This window comes from Accumulibacter sp. (assembly GCF_029255285.1).
Taxonomy (GTDB): domain Bacteria; phylum Pseudomonadota; class Gammaproteobacteria; order Burkholderiales; family Rhodocyclaceae; genus Accumulibacter.
Map to the genome: position 1 here is coordinate 55,087 of NZ_JAPUVI010000041.1, position 18,032 is coordinate 73,118.

Here is an 18,032-nt window from a genome sequence, read left to right on the forward strand (position 1 = left end):
TCCGCACCGAGAAACAGCAGATCTAATGCCGGCCGCCCAGCCCCAGGTAGCTTTCGACGACCCGTTGGTCGGTAAGGAGCTCGCGGCTGCGCCCTTCCAACGACAACTCGCCGGTTTCGAGAACGTAGCCATAGTCGGCGATCTGCAACGCCGCTCGGGCGTTCTGTTCGACGAGCAAAATCGCCACGCCCAGCTTCTTGAGTTGGCTGATGGTGCGGAAAATCTCCCGGATGACCAGTGGCGCAAGCCCCAGGCTGGGTTCGTCGAGCAGCAACAGCCGGGGTTTGGCCATCAGCGCGCGGCCCATGGCCAGCATCTGGCGCTCGCCGCCGGACAGGGTACCGGCCATCTGCTGACGACGCTCCATCAGGCGTGGAAAGATGTCGTACACTTGGTCGATGGTTTCCAACTGGTCACGATGGCCGACCCGATACCGATCGAAGGCACCCAGCAGGAGATTGTCCTCGACGCTCATTTCGGCAAACAGTTCGCGTTTCTCGGGCACCAGTGTCATCCCTTGGCGCACCAGTTTCTCGACGCTACGCCCGGCGTCCTGACGCTCGCCGAGATAGACGATATCACCGCGTACCGGCAGCAGACCGATCAGCGCGCAAAGCAGGGTGGTCTTGCCGGCACCGTTCGGACCGATGACAGTGACGATTTCGCCACGGTGCACTCGGAGTGCTATCCCGTGCAAGGCATCGACCTTGCCATAGCTGACCGACAGTCCGCGCACTTGGAGGACCACGGTTTGCCCGTCGTCGCCGTCGTCGTCCAGAACCCTCATTCGACACCTCCCAGATAGGCTTCGACCACCGCCGGATTCCGCTGGATCTCGGCCGGCAGGCCGGTAGCCAGTTGGCGCCCGAACTCCATGACCAGCACGCGGTCGGCCAAGCCCATCACGAAGTCCATGTCGTGTTCGACGAGCAGGATGCCGATCCCTTCGGCACGCAACCGGCGCAGCAGATCGGCGAGTGCCTGCTTCTCCAGGTAGCGCAGACCGGCGGCCGGTTCGTCGAGCAGCAGCAGACAAGGGTCGGCAGCCAGCGCGCGGGCAATCTCGACCAGCCGCTGCTTGCCGAGCGGCAGGCTGCCGGCAGCATCATGCATTTGCTCGGCAAGACCGCAGCGCTCGATCTGCCACGCCGCTTCGTCGAACAGGCGTGCTTCCTCGGCCCGATCGGCACGGCAGGCGGCAGCGAGAAAACCCTTTTCACCGCGCAGATGCGCGCCGATAGCGACGTTTTCGATGACGCTCATGCCGGTCAGCAGACGAACATGCTGAAAGGTCCGGCTCATGCCGAGGCGGGCGATGTCGCGCGCCGGCAGGGATTCGACACGTTGACCACGAAAGGAGACGCCGCCCGACGTCAGTGGGTCGACACCGGAGATGCCGTTGAACATGGTGCTCTTGCCCGCGCCATTCGGACCGATCAGCGCCATCACCTCGCCTGCGCGAACCGTGAAGCTGACGTTGTCGTTCGCTACCAAGCCACCGAAACGCTTACTTGCCCGAGTGACTTCGAGCAATAGCGAGCCGGATTCCGGCCGCGGACGCCGCGCCAAGGGGAGGCGAGGCGGCGACTCGGTCTCCGCAACAGACGTCGGCGCTGACCGCCGCCGCGCCGGCGGCGGGAACAGGCGCGTTACGATTGGCCACACGCCGTCGCGCGCGCGATGCAGGACGAAGATCATCAGTAGTCCGAAGACGATGACCTCGAAGTTGCCACTCTGCCCGAGCACGATGGGCAACCAGTCCTGCAACCACTGTTTCAGAATGGTGATCAGCCCAGCACCGACGATCGCTCCCCAGACGTGCGCGACACCACCGACGACAGCCATGAAAAGATACTCGATGCCTTGCGTCAGCGAAAAGGGCGTCGGATTCACGAAGCGCTGCAGGTGGGCGTAGAGCCAGCCGGAAACACTCGCATAGAGAGCGGCGACGGTAAAGATGACGATCTTCGCGCGCGGCGTGTCGACACCCATCGCCTCCGCCATCAGCGAGCCGCCGCGCAAGGCACGAATGGCGCGTCCCTCGCGCGAGTCGAGCAGGTTGCGCGTGCCGAGGACGACGACCAGCAGGACAGCCCAGATCAGATAGAAAAACTCGCGTCCCGACTTGATCTCACGGTCCAGGATCTGCAATGGCGGGATGCCGCTGATGCCGGTGTGGCCGCCCAGTACCTCGAGATTACCGAACAGATAGTAGAGGCTGATGCCCCAGGCGATCGTCCCCAGAGGCAGGAAATGCCCCGACAGGCGCAGCGTCACCAAGCCGAGCGAAACGGCGACGACGGCGGTCACCAGCAGGCCGGCGGGCAGCGTCAGCCAGGGCGAAAGCCCGTGCACGGTCGTCAGGTAGGCAGACGTGTACGCGCCGAGCCCGACGAAAGCCGCCTGCCCGAACGAAGTCAGTCCGCCGACGCCGGTCAGCATGACCAGTCCCAAGGCGACGATCGCGTAGAGACCGATGTAGTTGAGCAGGGTGACGTAGAATTCCGGCAGCAGCAGCGGGGCGACCGCGAGTGCGGCGACGAACGGCAAGAGGTAGGCCGCGGCGCGCGTGGAGTCCTTCATTCCTCTTCCACGTGGCGCGCCTTCAGCGAACGCCAGAGCAGGACCGGGATGATCAGCGTGAAAACGATCACCTCCTTGAAGGCGCTGGCCCAGAACGAAGAATACGATTCGAGCAAGCCGACCAAAACGGCGCCAGCCGCCGCGACCGGATAACTTGCCAAGCCACCGATGATCGCGCCGACGAATCCCTTAAGGCCGATCACGAAGCCCGAGTCGTAGTAAATCGTCGTGATCGGCGAAATCAGGATGCCGGAAAAGGCACCGATCGAAGCGGCCAGAGTAAACGACAGCAGGCCGGCCAGCGATCCCGAAATACCCATCAGGCGGGCACCGGTACGATTCATGGCCGTCGCCCGCAAGGCCTTGCCATAGATCGTCCGTTCGAAGAAAAAATAGAGGGCTACGATCAAGACGACACTGGCGACCACCACCAGGATCGTTTGTCCCTGCAACAGGGCATCGCCGATTTCCAAGCTGACGTCGGTAAACGGCGGCGTGCGCGAACCCTCGGCACCAAAGAACAGCAGGCCGATTCCGATCAGGGTCACGTGCACTGCCACCGAGACAATCAGCAGAACAAGCACCGAGGCTTCGGCGACTGGCTGATAGGCCAAACGATAGATCATCGGGCCGAGCGGAACGACCAGCATCAAGGCCAGCAGCACCTGCACCGGCAATGGCAAGGTGGCCGCCGAAACGGCGAGCAACGCGCCGACAAGCAGCAGCGGGACACCGCAACTGAGCAGCACGATCCACGGCAGTCGCTTGAACTGCCGGGCACGTATCGCCAGCGAGCCGTCAACCACGGCAATCACGGCGCCGAGCGCCAGCAGCAGCCAGACCGTTCCCGGCAGCCTGCCGGCCTGCAGGCTGGCCAGTGTCAGCGCGCCGTAGGCCACGAATTCGCCCTGCGGGATGAAAATCACTCGCGTGACCGCAAAAACCAGAACCAGAGCCAGAGCCAGCAGCGCGTAAATGGCACCGTTGGTCAAACCGTCCTGCCCCAGCAGCAAGGCAATCTGCAAATCCATCGAAGCCCTTCCAGTCGCGACCGGCAAGCCGCCGGGCCGTCAGCCATACTCATCAGGGCCCGGCTGTCCGACGGCGCCAACCATCCTCGCGGCCGACCACCACGGCGATCGCCGCCATGGGCGCCCAACAGCCGGCCAACCGTCTAGTGCACGAGCTTCCAGTTGCCGCCTTCAATCTTGACCATGACGCGTGCACGTTGGTCGAAACCGAGATGATCCTGCGGGTTCATGTTGAAAACACCGTGCGTCACGGTGAGGTTCTTCGTTTTCTCGAGCGCCTCGCGCAGCGCCTTGCGGAACTCGGCCGTCCCCGGCTGAGCCTTCCTGAGGGCTTCGGGGATGGCGTTGGCGAGCAGCTTGGTGGCGTCCCAGGCGTGGGCGCCGAAGGTCGATACCGTTCCCTTGCCGTTCGCCGCCTCGTACTTGACAACGTATTCGAGCGCCGCTTTCTTGATCGGATTGCTGTCCGGCAGTTGTGTCGCGACGAGTACCGGACCCGCCGGCAGGAACGTTCCCTCGCAATCCTTGCCGCAAACGCGCAGGAAATCGGCGTTCGCCACGCCGTGCGTCTGATACATGATTCCCTTGTAGCCCTTTTCCTTGAGCGCCTTCTGTGGCAAAGCGGCTGGCGTGCCGGCGCCACCGACGAGAACGGCATCCGGCTTGGCGGCCAGGATTTTCAGTACCTGACCAGTAACCGACGTATCCGTACGATTGAAGCGCTCGTTGCCGACGATCTCGATCTTGCGCACCTCGGCGATCTTCGAAAACTCGTTCCACCAGCCTTCGCCATAAGCGTCGGCAAAACCGATGTAGGCCACCGTTTTCACGTTGTGGTTGGTCATGTGCTCGACGATCGCCGTCGCCATCTGCGCATCGTTCTGCGGCGTCTTGAAAACCCAGGCGCGCTTGGCGTCCATCGGCTCGATGATGCGCGCCGACGCGGCCATGGCGATCATTGGCGTTTCGGCCTCGGCGACCACGTCGATCATGGCCAGCGAGTTGGGCGACGTCGTCGAACCGATGACCACATCGACCTTGTTCTCGGCGATCAGCTTGCGCGTGTTCTTGACCGCCGTGGTGGTATCCGAGGCATCGTCGAGCACGATGTAATTGATCTTCTGGCCGCTGATCGTGGTCGGCGCCAAGGCGAAGGTGTTCTTCTCGGGAATGCCGAGCGATGCCGCCGGCCCGGTGGCCGACAGCGTCACGCCAACGTTGATGTCGGCTTGCACGGCGGCGGCAAAGGCGACGCCCAGGACGGCCAGCAGCCGGGCAATGGATGATTTTGTTTTCATGGTCTCCCCCAACGCGATTGAGCGGTTCGATGGCCGCGCGACGGACGCACGGCAGAATGCCATTGTGCGGCCAGTGGATTGGCGAGACAAGCCTAAATGAAAGTATCGAGCGCAAACTTGACGACAAAAGCGCTGACCACGCACAAAAAGGCCCAGCGAACGAATCCGCTGCCGTGACGCAGCGCGAGATGGGTGCCAAACAGCGAACCAAGAACGTTGCAGACCGCCATCAACAGCGCCAGAAGCGGCAGGAAATGGCCGTGCGGGACGAAGAAGCCAAGCGCCGCCAGATTGGTCGCCACGTTGACCACTTTCGCCGCCGCCGAAGCGTGCAGAAAATCGAAACCGAAAAAACGGACGAACAGGAAGATCAGGAAGCTGCCGGTCCCTGGCCCGAAGAAACCATCGTAAAAGCCGATCGCGCCACCGACGACGAGTGCGTAGGCCAGCTCGCGGCGTCCCTGGTGCTGGGGCCGGTGAAACGCTCCGAAATCGGGGCGTGCGAAGGTATAGACGGCGGCAGCGATCAACAGCAGCAGGATCAGGGGACGCAACAGCGCCGGCGGCAACCAGGCGACGGTCATCGCGCCGCCGTACGAACAAGCAAAGGCAGCCACCGCCGCTGGCAGGGTCGTGCGCCAGGGCATGCGAACGCGACGCGCATAACGCCAAGCGGCGTTACTGGTGCCGAAAACGCTGGCGAACTTGTTCGTGCCGAATAGCGTGGCTGGCCTCTCGTTCGGCAGGGCGTTGAACAGCGCTGGGATCTGGATCAATCCGCCGCCGCCCACGGCCGCATCGATGAAGCCGGCAAGAGTCGCTGCCGCGGCCAGTGCCAGCAGCACCGACTGATCGACGCCGGCCATCGCCGCTCAGCGCTGCGCGATCAGGAAAATGCGCTTGAACGGGAAAAGCGTGTGACCATCCGGGCGTCGTGGATAGGCGACGGCCAGCCGTGCGCGATAGGCGGCCAGGAAGTGCTTGGCGGTCTTCATGTCGAGACGGGCCAGGTAGGGTACCAAAGTCGTTCCCTTCATCCACTCGACAACCGCGTCGTCGCCGCTGAGCGCCTGCCAGTAGGTCGTCTCCCACACCTCCAAGCGCTGGCTGAGCGGCGTCAACAAGTCATGATACTCGGCGGCGGGCAGCACGGCGCCCATGCGCACCCCCTCGAAAGCCTCCTGCCAGCCGGGATCACCGGCCAGTTCAAGGAGAATCCGATGCGAAGGTGCGTTGAAGTTCGCCGGCATCTGTACCGCCAGGACACCGCCCGGAGCCAATTGCCCGATCAAGCTAGGCAACAGGCGCCGGTGATCGTCCAGCCAGTGCAAAGCGGCATTCGAAAAGATCAGATCCGGCGCGTCTGTAGCTTGCCACGTGGCAATGTCGGCCTGCCGCCACTCGATCGGCGGCGACGCCGTAGCGGAAGCTTTCTCGAGCATCGCCTGATCGCTGTCGATGCCGACGATCCGCGCCGCCGGCCAGTGCTCGGCCAGCAGTTGTGTGATATTGCCGGTACCGCAACCAAGATCGACAATGGACGCCGCCGACTTGCCGCCCATTCTGACCAAGAGGTCCAGCGCCGGCCGTCGACGGGCCTCGACGAATTTGAGGTACTGCTCCGGATCCCAGTTCATCCTCATTCCCTTTCGCCGTCCCGGCTGGAAGCGTGGCCGGGACAGTCCACATTCCGGCCACGGCCAGTTCACAAAAAAGCCTTGCCCAGTGCGGCTGGCCAAGCGGTCGACAGCTCAGCGGCGGCGGCCATCCTGCCGCTCTTCGTCGCCTGCCGCGTCGATCGGGATGGGCGACGCACCACCAACAAGTCCCCGGGCCGCCAGAGTATCGCAGGTTTCCTCGCTCATGCCGAGCATTGCGCGCGGGACCGCTCACCACGCGTCCATTGGGTCTCGAAGACGGAGGAAACGGCAGATGTCCGTTCGCAATAACGAGTGCGCTAGCGATTCCCGCCAGTTGCTCCGTATTTTTCGCTGCGTCGGGTCGACGGCGGGCCTTCAACATGGCCGATCACACCACCGACGACCCTGGTTTGTTAGAGCAGCGCACCGAGGAAACACGCTTCGCGGTGTGGTAGCGGGGCGGGATGACTATCGAAAACAGGCAATTGGCTCTTGGATTCTCGGCAGCACTGTGTTTATAATGTGCGGCTAAACTGTGATGTGATCTTTTTGACCTTGGGATGAGTCGATGCCTGCAATCCGCGTTAAGGAAAATGAGCCGTTCGAAGTTGCGATTCGCCGTTTCAAGCGCACCGTTGAGAAAACCGGTCTGTTGACCGAGCTCAGAGCGCGCGAGTTCTACGAGAAGCCCACCGCCGAACGCAAGCGCAAGCTGGCCGCCGCGGTCAAACGGCACCACAAACGGATGCGCAGCCAGACCTTGCCGCCCAAGCTCTACTAGCCACAGCCGCTTGCTTCTCTCTGGACAGCCGTCCGTCTGAAGATGGGCGGCTGTTGGCGTTTCTGGAATTGCCGGAAAACCGCCTGATCGACATTGAAGAGTGGCTTCGCCTCGCTTCACCACCCGCCCGAGGAAGCTCTGGATGATCCCGGACTCCTTCATTCAGGAACTGCTTTACCGCATTGATGTCGTCGACCTGATCGACGCTTACGTGCCACTGAAGAAGGCGGGCGCCAACTTTGCCGCATGCTGCCCCTTCCACAGCGAGAAGTCGCCGTCCTTCACGGTCAGTCCGAGCAAGCAGTTCTACCACTGCTTCGGCTGCGGCGCCCACGGCACGGCGATCGGCTTTGTGATGGAGTATACCGGGGTCGGCTTCGTCGAAGCGATTCGGGAACTCGCCGCTCGCGTCGGCCTGCCGCTTCCTGACCAACCGAGCCTGACGGCGCAGAGCGAACCGCCATCGCGAGCGCTCAGCGCGCTCATGGCACGGGCCGCAAAGTTCTACTACGAGCAGCTCAAAGCTTCGGAAAAGGCGGTGTCCTACCTCAAGGCGCGCGGAGTGCGCGGGGAAATCGCCCGCCGTTTCGGCCTCGGCTACGCGCCGGAAGGATGGCAGAACCTGGCAGTGGCCTTTGACGACTATGCCGATCGCGATTTGCAGCTCGCCGGTCTGGTCGTCAGGAACGAGCAGGGACGGCTCTACGATCGCTTCCGCGACCGGGTGATGTTTCCGATCGTCAATCAGAAGGGCGAGGTGATCGCCTTCGGTGGCCGCGTTCTCGAGCAAGGCGAGCCGAAGTACTTGAACTCGCCCGAGACGCCGCTTTTCGAAAAGGGTCGCGAGGTCTTCGGCCTGCCGCAGGCGCGCGCCGCGATTCGCGAAAGCGGGGTGGCGATCGTCGTCGAGGGCTATATGGACGTCATCGCACTGGCCGAGCATGGCGTCGGCAACGCCATCGCTACGCTCGGCACGGCGACCACGCCGACGCACGTGCAGAAGCTGCTGCGCCAGGCCGAGCGCTTGGTTTTCTGCTTTGACGGTGACGCTGCGGGACGTAAAGCCGCTTGGCGCGCACTGGAAAATAGCCTGGAAGCGCTCCCAGAACAGAAGAGCATCGGTTTTGCCTTCCTGCCCGATGGCGAGGACCCGGACAGCTTCGTCCGACAGCGCGGTAGTGAGGGCTTTCAGCGGCTGCTCGCCGAAGCGATGCCACTATCGGATTTTCTGCTGCGCGAACTCGCCGGGCGCTGCGACCTCGGCACGGCGGAGGGTCGTGCGCGCTTGGTAAGCGAGAGCAAGCCACTACTCGGCCGCCTGCGGGCGCCACTGCTGAGACTGCAACTGGTGAAACGCCTGACCGAGGCCAGCGGTTTTTCGCAGGCCGAAGTCGAGCGGCTGTGCGAGCTGCGCCCGGTCGCCCGGCCAGCGCCCGCACGCGTGCCACGTCAGGCGCCCTCGCTGTTGCGGCCCTTGTTACGTCTGCTGCTCCAGAAACCTCAGCTCGCTTCGCGCCTGCCGCTCGAATTGCTACCGGACGACTCCGCGGAAAGCCGGGCGGTGCGCCTGTTGTGCGACACGATCGGGGTCGGCGAAGCGGCAACGCTGGCCTATCCGACTTTGTTGGAAAAGCTTCGAGGCAACGAGTACGAGCAGCTTCTGCAGACGGCGGCGGCTGAACTAATGCAGCAGCCATTTGCCGAAAGCGAGATCGACGACGAGTTTGCCGGCACGCTCAAACAACTGGCCGGTAGCGAACAACGACGCGCTTTCGCGCGTTTGCAGGAAAAAATTCAGCGACTTGGCGTCAAGGGCTTGTCGAGCGAAGAGAAGGAGCAGTACCTGCAGGTGCTGGCAGCACGCGAGCGTGGGCAGCCGTGCCCATGAAGTGTGCTAGAATTTAGGGTTTACCAGTTCAACGCTATCCGGGAAATGGCCATGGCAAGGGAAAAGGCGGTAACGACGAAGGCGGCGAAGGCAAAGGCAGCGGCCGATCTCCTGGCGCAGGTCGGTACGCAACCGACGCCGGTGGACGACGAGACGCGCAAGATGCGTCTCAAGACGCTGATCAAGCTGGGCAAGGAGCGCGGCTTTCTGACCTACGCCGAAATCAACGACCATCTGCCGGACGATGTCGTCGATGCCGAGCAGATCGAAAGCATCATCAGCACTTTCAACGACATGGGAATCCAGGTCTACGACGAGGCTCCCGACGCGGAAACGCTGTTGATGTCGGATGCCGCGCCGGCTGCCGGGGCCGACGATGCCGACGTCGAGGAACAGGCCGAGCAGGCGTTGTCAACCGTGGACTCGGAGTTCGGTCGGACTACCGACCCGGTGCGTATGTACATGCGCGAGATGGGTTCGGTTGAGCTGCTGACCCGAGAAGGTGAAATCGAAATCGCCAAGCGTATCGAAGACGGCCTGAAGCACATGATTCAGGCGATTTCTGCCTGCCCGACGACCATCGCCGAGATTCTCAACTGCGCCGACCGCATCGCGCGCGACGAAATGCGCATCGATGAGTTGATCGACGGGCTGATCGACCCAGATACCAGCGGCTCGCTTGAGGAGCTTGCCGAGGAACTGGCGAGCGAAGCCGAGGAGGAGGACGAAGAAACGGCGGAAGCGGTGGAAGGGGCGGCAGCGGCGGCATCGCTGCTGAAGCTCAAAACCGAGGGGCTGGAAAGACTGGAAGCGATCCGGACCGGCTACACCAAGGCGCATGCTTTGCTGCTCCGGAAAGGTTCGCAGGACAAGGGCTACCTGCAGATCCAGCAGGAGATCTCGGAAGAGATGATGGGCATCCGCTTTACCTCGAAGACCATCGAGCGCCTGTGCGATTCGGTACGCGCGATGGTCGAGGAAGCGCGTGCCTGTGAGCGCAAGATCCAGCGCATCTGCGTCGACACGGTTCGTATGCCGCGCGCGCATTTCATCAAGGTATTCCCGGGCAACGAACTCAACATCGACTGGGTGGACGCCGAGATCGCCACGGCCGGCAAGACCTATGGCGCGATTCTTTCGCGCAATGCACCGAACATCAAGGAAGAACAGAGAAAGTTGCTGGCTCTGCAGGACCGCATCGGCATTCCCTTGCGCGAACTGAAGGACATCAACAAGCAGATGTCGACCGGCGAAGCGAAAGCTCGCCGCGCCAAGCGGGAAATGACCGAAGCGAATCTTCGGCTGGTAATCTCGATCGCCAAGAAGTATACCAACCGCGGCCTGCAGTTTCTCGATCTGATCCAGGAAGGCAACATAGGCCTGATGAAAGCGGTCGATAAGTTCGAGTATCGGCGCGGTTATAAGTTCTCGACCTACGCCACGTGGTGGATTCGGCAGGCCATCACACGCTCGATTGCCGATCAAGCGCGGACGATTCGCATCCCGGTGCACATGATCGAAACGATCAACAAAATGAACCGCATCTCACGGCAGATTCTCCAGGAGACCGGTCTCGAAGCGGATCCGGCGACGCTGGCGAAGAAGATGGAGATGCCTGAAGAGAAGATTCGCAAGATCCTGAAGATCAGCAAGGAGCCGATCTCGATGGAAACGCCGATCGGTGACGACGATGACTCGCACCTGGGAGATTTCATCGAGGATCACGCGACGCTGGCGCCGACCGAAGCCGCTCTTTACTCCAGCCTGCGCTTCATTACCAAGGATGTGCTCGACACGCTCACTCCGCGTGAAGCCAAGGTGCTGCGCATGCGCTTCGGCATCGAAATGAATACCGACCACACGCTCGAGGAGGTCGGCAAGCAGTTCGACGTTACCCGCGAACGCATACGTCAGATCGAAGCCAAAGCGCTGCGCAAGCTTCGCCACCCGTCACGTTCCGACAAACTGCGCAGCTTCCTCGACAGCGGCAATAGCTGACGGGGCGACCATCCGGTAGCGCTAGAAGAAGGGGGCGCGAGGCCCCCCTGCAGGCGACAGAGACTGGCTGCGCGGTTCAACCCGGCGCGATTTCCTTGCCACGGCGGCTCACCAGTCCGCAGAAACCCAGTCCCATCAAGGCCAGCGTCGCCGGCTCCGGGACGATGCCCGGTGGGTCGACGAAAATACTGTCGTTGGCGCAGTTCTCGGTCCAGTGGATGTCGAAGGCCTCGCCATCGTGCCAGCCTCCGGATCTCAAGAGGGCCAGATCGACGCTCATTTCGTAGAAGTAATGTCGGTCCCCGGGGTTCGCACCGTAGCCCGGCTGGCCGCTAGTGGTATAGGCCAGCGTCGCCAGCCCCACCGCCGTACCGGCGAGCAGATGCGTCGGGTGAGCCATGTCGGGAGCGTAGCGAGCGGACTCCGGCGACGTGTGGTGGCCATTCTTGTCCCACAGCCCATAGGCCCAGGTCGGGTCCTTGTATACGCCTCCTTCGACACCGAAAGACTCGAAAACGGGAGCACCGCCGCGGGCGACGCTGTTGACCTGCTTGATGTTGATGCCAAGGTCGAAGGTTCCGTCTTTCCTGAAATCGATCGCGAAATCGCCGGCACCATAGCTGTTGGCGCCAGGGTTGTTCACCGTTCGCGGGTTGTGACCAGTCGCCAGGGCGATGTACAGCCGGCCGTCCGCGATCTTGGCATACAGCGCCTCCGCGTCGTAGGCTTGTCCACCCCAGCCCGGATTCAGATAATAGGCGCCGGCTCCCACTTGGTCGTCAATCGCGTATTCGATGCCGGGGGATGGAACCCAGGTTGTGTGGTTTACTCCCCAGTCGACGAGATTTCCGTCGATCGTAAAGGCCGCCGTCGGCAGGCTGCCGGTCGCGGCAAGGGTGGCAATAGCGAGGGCGATAGTCCTTTTCATGGGGATACTTTCTCTAATCCGCTTGTGGTTGAGGTTATCGAGCCGACGCGCCTCACGGGGTAATGGCACGGCTCGTCTACGCCATGCAGTGTCTCGCCAAGCGGCCACCGACGGCTATGAACTACTGCACAGCACGCCGATACGGTGTCTATAATGGATCTGAATACCCGCTTTACCCTTACCGGCATCTCCCGAGTCCCACACGGCAACAACCCCGCCTCCCGTGGCACATCCCGGCGACCCATTGAGTGCGTCCAACCAACTATCGATTCGCAACGCGTTGCAATGATGTGCGAGCAAGACCAGGATCCGGCCTTTGGCTACTCCCTGATCGCCGCGACAAGTCGGGCCGGCGCTCGGCTCCGTGGTCGAAAGGTCATCGATGTTGAGTGAACTGACAAGCAAGGTCGTTTTTTCCCGTGCCACGCTGACCAACGATTTTTGGGGTGGGCTGGCGGCGATGCTCGTCGCTCTGCCTTCGGCAATTGCGTTTGGCGTCACCATTCTGGCGCCTTTGGGTGGCACCCTGGCGGCACAGGGTGCGCTCGCCGGAATCCTCGGCGCCACCGCACTAGCGCTGGTGGCGCCTTCGTTTGGCGGCAGCAGCCGGCTGATTACCGCCCCCTGTGCGCCGGCGGCGGCGGTTCTGTCGGCGCTGGCGCTGACCTTTTCGCAGCAAGGCACGCCGGCCGAAACGATTCTGCTGATGCTCGGCTTGATCGGTCTGCTGTCGGGAGCCATCCAGATCGGCCTCGGTCTGGCGGGCATCGGCCGTCTGATCAAGTTCATCCCCTTTCCGGTAGTCAGCGGCTATTTGAGCGGCGTCGGCCTGATCATCATTGGCAGCCAGATCCCCAAGTTTCTCGGCGTAGCGAATGGCACGGCGCTGGTCGACGCCGTTTCGTCACCCGGCATTTGGTCATGGCCGGGAGTGGTTGTCGGTGCCGTGGCCATGGCCACCATGGTTTTGACGCCACGTCTGACGCGTACCATCCCGGCGGCGATTCTCGCCCTGGTGGCGGGTGTCGCCTGCTACCAGTTGCTCGGGGCGATGGACCCCGAACTACTGACGACGCAGGGCAACCCGCTGCTCGTCGGAAGCTTGAACACGGGCGACGTCGGCCTTGCCGATTCGATGATTCAACACTGGAAGGCCTTCCGGGTGCTCAACGTCGAGACGGTGAGCAAGGTTCTCGTGCCCTCACTGACGCTGGCGGTTCTGCTTTCGATCGACACGCTCAAGACCTGCGTGGTGATCGACGCCATGACCAAGACGCACCACGACTCGAACCGCGAACTGGTCGGGCAGGGTTTGGGCAATATCGCTTCGTCGATGATTGGCGGCGTTCCGGGCGCCGGAACCATGGGGGCTTCGCTGATCAACATTTCCAGCGGTGGCACGAGCCGCGCTTCCGGATTGATGTGCGGCGTCTTCTCGCTGGTTGCCTTTCTGCTCCTCGCACCGCTTATCGCCTGGATACCGGTTGCCGCGCTGGCCGCTATTCTGATGGTCATCGGTTACCGCATGATCGACCAGCACAGTCTGCATTTCTTCTTTACCCCGACGACACGTCTCGATTTCGTGGTGATCGTGGCAGTGATTCTGGTGGCGATTTTCGTCAACCTGATTGCCGCTTCGGGGGTCGGCGTTGCGCTCGCCATGATGCTGTTCATCCGCGAGCAGACGCGCAGTTCCGTCGTCAGAAATCGCATCGACGGACCGGAAATCTTCTCCAAACACGCCTATAAGCTGCGCGACACCGGGCAAGCGCTGGAACAAGCCAGGCAGGCGGTGGTCTTCGAACTCCAGGGAAGTCTGTTCTTCGGCACAGCCAGCCAACTGCAGGCGGCGCTGGAGCCGGAAATCGGAGCCCGTACCTACGTCATCCTCAGCATGCGACGCGTGCAGTCACTCGACGTGACGGCGACGCACGTGCTCGAGCAGATCAAGGATCGGCTGGAAGAACACAACGCGTATCTGGTGTTTTGCGACATTCCCAAGGGCCTGCCCAGCGGCTTGAAGATGAAACGCTTTCTCAAGGAAACCGGCGTGGTCCGACCGACCAACAAAGCCTTCGCCTTCCGCCAACTGGACGAGGCACTCGAATGGGTCGAAACCAACGGCGGCGCCAACGCCGTCACCCAAGACACCGTCCTGCCCGCGATGGCTCTCGCGGACTCCCCTCTCCTGCGAGGAATCTCGTCCGATGGAGTGCGCGCGTTGAGTGCCGCTGTCAGCACGCGTCCGGTGCGTGCCGGCGACTTCGTCTTCAAGGTCCACGAGGACGACAATTCGCTGTTCATCGTACGCAGCGGGTCGGTCAAGGTGACGGTGCCGATCGACCGGAAGGAAAGTTATCATCTGGCTACGATCGGCCCCGGCGAACTCATCGGAGGCATGGGTTTCCTGGAGTCCAGTGGTCACGTGACCGATGCGCTGGCGCTCACCGATGTCGAGGTCTACGTCTTGGCACACGAGGATTTCGACCTCCTCGCCAAGCAACACGGCGACCTTGCGCTGTCCATCGTGCACAACGTGGCGCTCAATCTATCGATGCGCTTACGGGTCACCATCGGCGAGTTACAGGCTCTGCGCGGCTGAACGCTTCGTCGGCAGCGCGCTCCGCGGAACGCCTGACAAGCGAGGAATCGCGGCCACAGCCGGCAGACACTTCACGAGCCGAATCCGGGGTTTCTCGTCGCCCCGTATAAGTCGCGTGTCGCTGGCCGCCTCAGCCGCCGTCCGATACCACCCGCTGTGCGGGCGGCGAACTCGGCTTCGCCGCCAAGTCGGCCAACTCGGCCTCGCCAAACACCCGCGAGCGCGTGTGAAACGCTTTTCCTTCCGGCCCTTCGAGCGAGAACGTGCCGCCGTGGCCGTCGATCACGTCGATGATCAGTTGCGTGTGTCGCCAGTACTCGTACTGCGACTTGCCGATGTAGAACGGGCAGCCGCCGATCTCACCGAGAAAAACGTCGCCGGCGCCGATCGTGATCTCGCCAGGCAGGTAACAGTTGGCGGCGCTGTTGTCACAACAGCCGCCGGACTGGTGGAACATCAATGGACCGTGCTTGCGCTTCAGAAACTCGATCAGTTCGAGCGCCGCTTCGGTAGCAATGACTTTTTCAACCATGTCGATCTCCATGCGCCGGGGCGCCTGTCCGCCCCGGCGCGTGCTTTCCTGCCGAGTAGTGACAAGTGAATCAGAAGAAGCCGAGCTTCCGCTCACTGTAGCTGACCAGCAAGTTCTTCGTCTGCTGGTAATGGTCGAGCATCACTTTGTGCGTTTCGCGGCCAATGCCGGATTCCTTGTAGCCGCCGAAGGCGGCGTGCGCCGGGTAGGCGTGATAGCAGTTGGTCCACACGCGACCGGCCTTGATCGCCCGGCCCATGCGGTAGGCGACATTGCCGTCGCGACTCCAGACGCCGGCACCGAGGCCGTACAACGTGTCGTTGGCGATCTCCAGCGCTTCCGCCTCATCCTTGAAGGTGGTAACCGCGAGTATCGGGCCGAAGATCTCCTCCTGGAAGATGCGCATCTTGTTGTGGCCCTTGAACAGCGTCGGCTGGACATAGTAGCCGTCGGCCAGTTCGCCGCCGAGTTGGGCCTGCACACCGCCAATCAGCACTTCGGCCCCCTCCTGCCGACCGAGATCGAGGTAGGACAGGATCTTGGTCATCTGCTCCTGCGAGGCCTGTGCGCCCATCATCGTATCGGTGTCGAGCGGGTCACCCAGTTTGATCGCCGCAACGCGCGGCAAGACGCGCGCCATGAACTGTTCGTAGATCGACTCGTGAATCAGGGCGCGCGACGGGCAGGTACACACCTCGCCCTGGTTGAAGGCGAACAACACGAGGCCTTCGATGGCTTTGTCGAAGAAGCTGTCGTCGGCCTGGGCGACGTCGGCAAAGAAAATGTTCGGCGACTTGCCTCCCAGTTCCAGCGTCGCCGGAATCAGGTTGTTGGCCGCCGCCTGGGCAATCAGGCGGCCGGTGGTGGTCGACCCGGTGAAAGCGATCTTGGCGATGCGGCGGCTGGTGGCGAGCGGCATGCCGGCTTCGCGACCATAACCGTTGACGATGTTGAGTACGCCCGGCGGCAGCAGGTCGGCGATCATCTCGGCCATGATCAGGATGCTGATCGGCGTCGACTCGGCAGGTTTGAGCACCACGCAGTTGCCAGCACCGATCGCTGGGGCCAGTTTCCAGGCGGCCATCAGGATCGGGAAGTTCCAGGGGATGATCTGGCCGACAACGCCGAGCGGCTCATGGAAATGGTAGGCGACGGTGTTTTCGTCGATCTCGCTGATGCCACCCTCCTGGGCACGCAGGCAGCCGGCAAAGTAGCGGAAATGGTCTATGGTCAACGGGATGTCAGCGTTCAACGTCTCGCGCATCGGCTTACCGTTGTCCACCGTCTCGGCGTAGGCGAGCGTTTCGAGCTTGGACTCCAGGCGGTCGGCAATCCGCAGCAGCACGTTGGCCCGCTCGGCCGGCGGCGTGCGTCCCCACTTGTCGGCGGCGGCATGCGCCGCGTCGAGCGCCAGTTCGATGTCCTCGGCAGTCGAACGGGCGACCTGAGTATAGGGCTTGCCGCTGATCGGTGTAACGACGTCGAAGTACTGACCCTTGACCGGGGCAAGCCAACTGCCGCCGATAAAGTTGTCGTAGCGGGCCTGGTAGGCGATCTTGGCACCGGGAGTGCCGGGAGTGGCGTAGCGCATGTCTTGTCTCCTCATTAAGGTATATCCGCGACAGCGTGCTCTGTGCGAGACAGTTCTGCGATCGTTGGTTCGCTTTCGCACTGGCACCCTGACCGATTATAGTCTTGATGCAAAGCCACTTTCATTCGATCGGCGGGGCTCGGACAAGAGGCGGCGCATCGTCGATGCCGCAGCCCAGGGAACGGCCGCCGTGCCTTGCGCCGTGTGGTCGCGGCCGGGGTTTGCTCGGCGAGCGACGAGGCGGCATAATCGATCACGCAAAAACGCTGAAACCGATGGTGCGCGGCGCCTGAAAAGGCAACTGGTAAGCCGCGAGTGCGCTGCTGACAGGCGGCCCGCGATCCGTCGCGTTCACCGCACTCCCTTCGCTGGCCAGTTTCTGCCGGGCCGCAGTTTCCATCCTGGTCGCCAGTGCCGCCACTCGACGGTCCTGCGACGACGGATCGGCCGGCGCCAGCGCCGCGGCACGAATCTGCTCCGCGCGGGCGATCGTTTCTTCCGCATCGCGGCCTTCCGAAACGTCGATACTGACCTCGCCGGCCACCGCGTAGCGCTGCTTGTCAGGGCCAACCTGGTAGCTGAACGAAGCCGCGCCGACCAGCCCGCCACCGACCGCGACATGCGCCAACTCGTGCGCACGCACCTTGCGGTCGACGGCGCGCAAGGCGTCGACCTGCCGCTGCTGGTCGACCGACAGGCCGTTCTGCATGTCGCTTCGCTGCTCGCTGCCGAGCGAGCGACCGCTGCCCCGCTCGACCGACGGGGAAAACGCAGTTTGCCAAGGCGAGAGACTGCTGATCATGGACACCTCAAACGGCAGACGCTCATATGCAAACTGCACTATAGATCTCGCGACGGAAGTTTTCCAGCCGCTGCCTGGAGGCGGCGCGAACCACAGTGAAACCATGACGCTCGCCGACCGGCCTTGCCTATCGTCAAAATCAGGTAGTGATCTACCAGACTGTCCAGGCCATCGGCGTCATACCGCCAAAAGTACCGTCGGAACGTCCGTTCGCACCCCCCAACACGGTGAAGAGATGTTGGCAACAAATAGATCTGTCCGGTTTTGTAGCAAATGAATTGTCCGCTTTGACCGGGGCGGGGCAAGCGGTGGAGGGCGTAGCCCGGAACCGATTGCCCCGCCCCGGGCGGCCGCGGCG

Annotated in this window: 14 protein-coding genes; 4 read left to right on the forward strand and 10 right to left on the reverse strand. The window is 62.6% G+C overall.

Features of this window, described 5'->3' with window-relative positions; genetic code table 11:
• Nucleotides 1-22: 22 nt before the first annotated feature.
• The 6 genes from Q1M07_RS06020 to Q1M07_RS06045 form a co-directional block, all read right to left on the reverse strand.
• Nucleotides 23-787, reverse strand: a complete 765-nt coding sequence (locus Q1M07_RS06020) for an ABC transporter ATP-binding protein (RefSeq protein WP_300452050.1) — start codon at nucleotides 785-787, stop codon at nucleotides 23-25.
• Nucleotides 784-2,583, reverse strand: a complete 1,800-nt coding sequence (locus Q1M07_RS06025; RefSeq protein WP_300452052.1) for a branched-chain amino acid ABC transporter ATP-binding protein/permease — start codon at nucleotides 2,581-2,583, stop codon at nucleotides 784-786. The genes Q1M07_RS06020 and Q1M07_RS06025 overlap by 4 nt, the downstream gene beginning before the upstream one ends.
• Complete coding sequence (locus tag Q1M07_RS06030) at nucleotides 2,580-3,614, reverse strand: branched-chain amino acid ABC transporter permease (protein WP_300452053.1); 1,035 nt, start codon at nucleotides 3,612-3,614, stop codon at nucleotides 2,580-2,582. Before Q1M07_RS06030 ends, Q1M07_RS06025 begins: the two co-directional genes overlap by 4 nt.
• A gap of 143 nt (nucleotides 3,615-3,757) precedes the next feature.
• Nucleotides 3,758-4,912, reverse strand: coding sequence for an ABC transporter substrate-binding protein (locus Q1M07_RS06035; protein WP_300452055.1), 1,155 nt, complete (start codon nucleotides 4,910-4,912; stop codon nucleotides 3,758-3,760).
• A 92-nt stretch (nucleotides 4,913-5,004) separates the two neighbouring features.
• Nucleotides 5,005-5,778 carry a TSUP family transporter gene (locus tag Q1M07_RS06040; RefSeq protein ID WP_300452057.1) on the reverse strand — a complete coding sequence of 258 codons (774 nt, stop codon included), beginning with the start codon at nucleotides 5,776-5,778 and terminating at the stop codon, nucleotides 5,005-5,007.
• Nucleotides 5,779-5,784: 6 nt separating this feature from the next.
• Nucleotides 5,785-6,549: a methyltransferase domain-containing protein gene (locus Q1M07_RS06045; protein ID WP_300452059.1), complete on the reverse strand. Its 765-nt coding sequence runs from the start codon at nucleotides 6,547-6,549 to the stop codon at nucleotides 5,785-5,787.
• A 571-nt stretch (nucleotides 6,550-7,120) separates the two neighbouring features.
• On the opposite strand from Q1M07_RS06045, the gene rpsU reads away from it, so the two are divergent.
• From rpsU to rpoD, 3 genes are all read left to right on the forward strand, one after another.
• The gene (gene rpsU, locus Q1M07_RS06050) at nucleotides 7,121-7,333 is read left to right on the forward strand and encodes a 30S ribosomal protein S21 (RefSeq protein WP_012807257.1); all 213 of its coding nucleotides are present in this window, start codon (nucleotides 7,121-7,123) and stop codon (nucleotides 7,331-7,333) included.
• A gap of 142 nt (nucleotides 7,334-7,475) precedes the next feature.
• Complete coding sequence (dnaG, locus tag Q1M07_RS06055) at nucleotides 7,476-9,221, forward strand: DNA primase (protein ID WP_300452061.1); 1,746 nt, start codon at nucleotides 7,476-7,478, stop codon at nucleotides 9,219-9,221.
• A gap of 51 nt (nucleotides 9,222-9,272) precedes the next feature.
• Entirely contained in the window at nucleotides 9,273-11,219 is a 1,947-nt protein-coding gene (gene rpoD / locus Q1M07_RS06060; protein ID WP_300452063.1) for an RNA polymerase sigma factor RpoD, read from the forward strand.
• Nucleotides 11,220-11,295: 76 nt separating this feature from the next.
• Here the strand turns inward: rpoD and Q1M07_RS06065 are convergent, their stop codons facing one another.
• Nucleotides 11,296-12,147 carry a PEP-CTERM sorting domain-containing protein gene (locus Q1M07_RS06065; protein WP_300452065.1) on the reverse strand — a complete coding sequence of 284 codons (852 nt, stop codon included), beginning with the start codon at nucleotides 12,145-12,147 and terminating at the stop codon, nucleotides 11,296-11,298.
• Nucleotides 12,148-12,529: 382 nt separating this feature from the next.
• On the opposite strand from Q1M07_RS06065, the gene Q1M07_RS06070 reads away from it, so the two are divergent.
• Nucleotides 12,530-14,749 (forward strand): SulP family inorganic anion transporter, encoded by a 2,220-nt coding sequence (locus Q1M07_RS06070; protein ID WP_300452067.1) that lies wholly within the window; start codon nucleotides 12,530-12,532, stop codon nucleotides 14,747-14,749.
• Nucleotides 14,750-14,879: 130 nt separating this feature from the next.
• On the opposite strand, the gene Q1M07_RS06075 is transcribed toward Q1M07_RS06070, so the two are convergent.
• The 3 genes from Q1M07_RS06075 to Q1M07_RS06085 form a co-directional block, all read right to left on the reverse strand.
• The gene (locus tag Q1M07_RS06075; protein WP_300452069.1) at nucleotides 14,880-15,281 is read right to left on the reverse strand and encodes a DUF779 domain-containing protein; all 402 of its coding nucleotides are present in this window, start codon (nucleotides 15,279-15,281) and stop codon (nucleotides 14,880-14,882) included.
• A 70-nt stretch (nucleotides 15,282-15,351) separates the two neighbouring features.
• On the reverse strand, nucleotides 15,352-16,872 hold the full coding sequence (adh, locus tag Q1M07_RS06080; RefSeq protein ID WP_300452071.1) for an aldehyde dehydrogenase: 1,521 nt from the start codon (nucleotides 16,870-16,872) through the stop codon (nucleotides 15,352-15,354).
• Between the two features lie 253 nt (nucleotides 16,873-17,125).
• A complete protein-coding gene (locus Q1M07_RS06085; protein WP_300452073.1) occupies nucleotides 17,126-17,674 on the reverse strand; it encodes a putative metalloprotease CJM1_0395 family protein in 549 nt (182 codons plus the stop codon).
• Nucleotides 17,675-18,032: the final 358 nt, after the last annotated feature.

Bases quoted from the DNA above. Each gene is read 5' to 3' on its own strand.
- Q1M07_RS06020 (WP_300452050.1), bottom strand. From the start codon at position 787: ATGAGGGTTCTGGACGACGACGGCGACGACGGGCAAACCGTGGTCCTC.
- Q1M07_RS06025 (WP_300452052.1), bottom strand. From the start codon at position 2,583: ATGAAGGACTCCACGCGCGCCGCGGCCTACCTCTTGCCGTTCGTCGCC.
- Q1M07_RS06030 (WP_300452053.1), bottom strand. From the start codon at position 3,614: ATGGATTTGCAGATTGCCTTGCTGCTGGGGCAGGACGGTTTGACCAAC.
- Q1M07_RS06035 (WP_300452055.1), bottom strand. From the start codon at position 4,912: ATGAAAACAAAATCATCCATTGCCCGGCTGCTGGCCGTCCTGGGCGTC.
- Q1M07_RS06040 (WP_300452057.1), bottom strand. From the start codon at position 5,778: ATGGCCGGCGTCGATCAGTCGGTGCTGCTGGCACTGGCCGCGGCAGCG.
- Q1M07_RS06045 (WP_300452059.1), bottom strand. From the start codon at position 6,549: ATGAACTGGGATCCGGAGCAGTACCTCAAATTCGTCGAGGCCCGTCGA.
- rpsU (WP_012807257.1), top strand. From the start codon at position 7,121: ATGCCTGCAATCCGCGTTAAGGAAAATGAGCCGTTCGAAGTTGCGATT.
- dnaG (WP_300452061.1), top strand. From the start codon at position 7,476: ATGATCCCGGACTCCTTCATTCAGGAACTGCTTTACCGCATTGATGTC.
- rpoD (WP_300452063.1), top strand. From the start codon at position 9,273: ATGGCAAGGGAAAAGGCGGTAACGACGAAGGCGGCGAAGGCAAAGGCA.
- Q1M07_RS06065 (WP_300452065.1), bottom strand. From the start codon at position 12,147: ATGAAAAGGACTATCGCCCTCGCTATTGCCACCCTTGCCGCGACCGGC.
- Q1M07_RS06070 (WP_300452067.1), top strand. From the start codon at position 12,530: ATGTTGAGTGAACTGACAAGCAAGGTCGTTTTTTCCCGTGCCACGCTG.
- Q1M07_RS06075 (WP_300452069.1), bottom strand. From the start codon at position 15,281: ATGGTTGAAAAAGTCATTGCTACCGAAGCGGCGCTCGAACTGATCGAG.
- adh (WP_300452071.1), bottom strand. From the start codon at position 16,872: ATGCGCTACGCCACTCCCGGCACTCCCGGTGCCAAGATCGCCTACCAG.
- Q1M07_RS06085 (WP_300452073.1), bottom strand. From the start codon at position 17,674: ATGATCAGCAGTCTCTCGCCTTGGCAAACTGCGTTTTCCCCGTCGGTC.